The 3359-nt window shown below is 37.3% G+C and carries 3 protein-coding genes; 2 read left to right on the top strand and 1 reads right to left on the bottom strand.

Translation table 11 applies throughout. From position 1 onward, the window contains the following. Positions 1 to 51: 51 nt before the first annotated feature. Positions 52 to 1557 carry a capsule assembly Wzi family protein gene (locus H5072_RS15015; protein WP_182693977.1) on the bottom strand — a complete coding sequence of 502 codons (1506 nt, stop codon included), beginning with the start codon at positions 1555 to 1557 and terminating at the stop codon, positions 52 to 54. Positions 1558 to 1768: 211 nt separating this feature from the next. Here H5072_RS15015 and H5072_RS15010 point away from each other — a divergent pair, with 211 nt between their 5' ends. Then, the gene (locus H5072_RS15010) at positions 1769 to 2842 is read left to right on the top strand and encodes a glycosyltransferase (RefSeq protein WP_182693976.1); all 1074 of its coding nucleotides are present in this window, start codon (positions 1769 to 1771) and stop codon (positions 2840 to 2842) included. After that, on the top strand, positions 2839 to 3359 hold a 521-nt coding region (locus H5072_RS15005), incomplete at its 3' end, for a glycosyltransferase (protein ID WP_182693975.1). The genes H5072_RS15010 and H5072_RS15005, both read left to right, overlap by 4 nt.

Raw genomic sequence — 3359 nt, 5'->3', positions numbered from 1 at the left:
GATGAAAACAGTGTTTTCATCCCTTTTTTGTATTTTTAATAAAGTAACTTACTAAAAATTTAATTCATACTTAGCAAATGCTGATGTATCGTTTTCAGCACCGTCATTGTTAGATGCAAAAGCACCTAAAGTGACTCGCCCTCCCATCGAAAGCATTCTGTAACGCATTTCTAGCTGCTTAGAGTTAAACCCTATTTTAGTAATAGTGTTACCTAAGTCTGGATTGTTAGGATAAAGGTCACGGTTATCGCTGTTGTAATCAACACTGCGTAATTTTACCTGCCAATCGTCTCCATTAGATAACTGACCTAATAGGGTTAAAACAACTGACTGTGCATCGTTATCATAAGTAGAGCCAATAGTGCGACCGTGGTAACGGTAACCCGATTTGTAATCTGAATGCTCATAGTAGCAATTTTCATTAGTAGACTCTGCTGAACATGAAACACCTGTATCTATGTACTCTACATTTATTAATAAGTTTTGATCATATACACGTTGTGTTGTCTGTACACCATACAAATAGGCTCTATCGGCTGGCTTAAACTGTGAACTGGCATCTTCACCTATAGTACTGGCATAAACCGCATATGGTTGATCAAATAAGGTATCTGACCAACGAATATCAATACCAGCCAATTGATTACCTATTTTCGACTCTAATTGGCTATCACAACTAACATTGCCATCAATACATGCAGTTTGCCCAGTTATGACATCAATAAAATCACCCGCAGAGCCCGGTTGACCGTCTCCTGCCCATTGTGCAGACCAGCTAAGTGCAATTTCTAATTGTTGTATTGGGCGTATATTTAATCTACTGCTCCAAAGTAAAGCATCAGGAATTACTCGTGTAGACTCAAGTTTAGCCATTTGTGCGGTAAAACCCCATTGACCAATCCAGCTTAACCATGGTGTTTCAAAAGCAGTACTTTTTTCTCTGGTTACACTTAGTGCAGGTAAAGGTTTCGCATTACCAGACATAATTAAGCTGTTATCAACACCAGGTCCCCAAAATTGCTCAACAGCACCGGCTCTAAAAATCCAGTTACCTAAACGGTAAGCTAAGTAACTATCGTCAAGTGAGGTATCGTTACAATCGGTTAAAGCTTGCTCATCGGTAACTATATCGTCAGTCGTTTTTCCATCAACTAAACATTTTTTACCGTCTTTTCTGTAATTTATAGCTACTTTAGCTGCAAAGTTATCGCCTAAATAAGCGTAAGCTGCTGAAAGCTCTGTTTCTTGTGTATTTGTTGCACCAAAGCTTGTTGCTATGATCGGATCTGTGGCTGCAAAAGCTGATAATTGAAGACTATGCGAGCTGCTATTTTCTGATTTATATCGATGCTTAACGCGAAGTAAAGCATCTTGCAAGCTTGGAGATAATTGCTCAAGCGGCATGCTTTGCACATCACTTATAAAACTTTTCCACATAAGCGGATAGGTAGTTACAGGAGCTAAAATAACACCGGCATCAGCTAATTGTTGAATATCAGCTCTAAGACCGTAATCATCGGGTTTTACCCATGGTTCAGCATTAACTGACACGCTCATAGCGCAAAAAAGAGTAGAAAGTAGAAAAATTCTGTTTCGCAAAGTTCAGATCCTTGTGATTTAGATTGCGGCTAAGTTTATCAACCTAAGCTTGTTATTGCAGTAAATAATCAAATTTATAGAGCTAATTTAATATATTAAAATGTAACCTAGCTATCGTAATAAGTATCTGATTGGTATACTGGAGTTCAAATAGGAAATTGAGAATGTAATGAGCAACAAACGACTTTTATTTATTCCCGTATCATCACCAGAAGGCATTGGTGAATATATGCGCTCGTTGTTGTTGGCTCAAAGTTTAAAGGCAGAACTTACTGATTCTCTCGATATTCACTTCATACTAAACAAGCATACAAGCTACGCAAAAAAGTGTCCTTTTGAAGCCACATTGCTTGAACACTCAGCGACTAAAGAGCTTGATTCTGTTTGCGACTTTATAGAGCAATTTAAACCTGACGTCGTTGTTTTTGATTGTGCAGGACGTGCAGGGCATATGAAAGCGGCTAAAAAAGTAGGCGCTAAAGTTATATTTATTTCTCAGCATGCAAAAAAACGCGCTAAGGGATTGAAGCTAAACAGGATTAATTTAATTGATACACATTGGGTTGTACAGCCTGATTATTGTATTGAGCCACTTACATGGGCTGAAAGTGCGAAGTTAGACATGTTTCCCTTGGCACCCCCTCGTAATGTAGGCCCTTTTGTTCCATTTGCTTCTTGTGAGCAAAAACGTGATGTTTTAAATCGCTATAACTTAGTATCTGATGGCTATTTTATTGTTAATGCGGGTTCTGGCGGGCATATATTAAATAATCTTAATTGTGCTGAGGTTTACTTTAAAGCCGCGCTTAAAATTACTAAGCATACTGGGTTAAAAGCAGTTGTTGTGTTTGGTGCAAATTATAATAAAGCAATTCCTAAAAGTGATGAGGTTACTTGTTTATCAAGCCTGCAAGGAACCGAATTTTTGGCATTAATGAGCCAAGCTAAAGTCGCATTACTTAGTGGTGGAGATACTTTATTGCAAGCAATTGCAGTTCAAACCCCTGTTGTGGCATGTGCTATCTCAAAAGATCAAAATACACGTTTGGATCATTGCGTTAATGCAGGTGTTGTAATAAAAGCAAATCTTGATATTGATGAAATTACAACGAAAATAGCTCAAGTTATTACCGAGCCTTTTTATAGTGAATTTATTGGTAAATATAAGCAACTCGATAGCACACATAGCTTCGACGTGATCACTACTGGCATAAAAAATATGCTTGTAGGAGAACGCTTATGAATATAGTGATTGTAATTGATTCACTAGTAGGTGGTGGTGCTGAAAAAGTAATGCTTACTTTGGCTGAAAAAATGGCGAAACTACAGCACAATGTCACTATATTATCTCTTGCGAGCAACGCTGAGTATGACATTCCTGATATAGTTAAAGTTGACAGCCTTTTTCCTGATAGAGCATCTAAAGTAGATAGATTCTGGCAGCGAAAAAATAGTATTTTGCGATTAGAAGCGTGGTTTGAAAAAAAACAAAGCGAGATTGGCAATATTGACCTAGTGCTTTCTAACCTTGATAGAAGTAATAATTTACTTGCACGTAGTAATATCAAAAATGTTCACTTTGTTATTCATAACTCCGTCAATTCAGAACTTGCCCGTCAAAAAAAGTTAGGTCCATTTTCATATTTATACCTTAAAAAAAGTAAGCAAAACTTAAATGGTAAATCACTTATTTGCGTATCAAAGGGTGTTGAAAAAGAAATAACACAAGGGGATTTAATTAACCCAAGTGCAATCGCGAC

Source organism: Pseudoalteromonas sp. SR45-5, from assembly GCF_014163565.1.
Lineage (GTDB): Bacteria > Pseudomonadota > Gammaproteobacteria > Enterobacterales > Alteromonadaceae > Pseudoalteromonas > Pseudoalteromonas distincta.
The sequence above is the reverse complement of the archived record's forward strand: the minus strand, read 5'-3'. Positions and strand labels throughout refer to the sequence as shown.

Coding starts and splice junctions, on each gene's coding strand:
- H5072_RS15015 (WP_182693977.1), bottom strand. CDS start 1,557: ATGAGCGTGTCAGTTAATGCTGAACCATGGGTAAAACCCGATGATTAC.
- H5072_RS15010 (WP_182693976.1), top strand. CDS start 1,769: ATGAGCAACAAACGACTTTTATTTATTCCCGTATCATCACCAGAAGGC.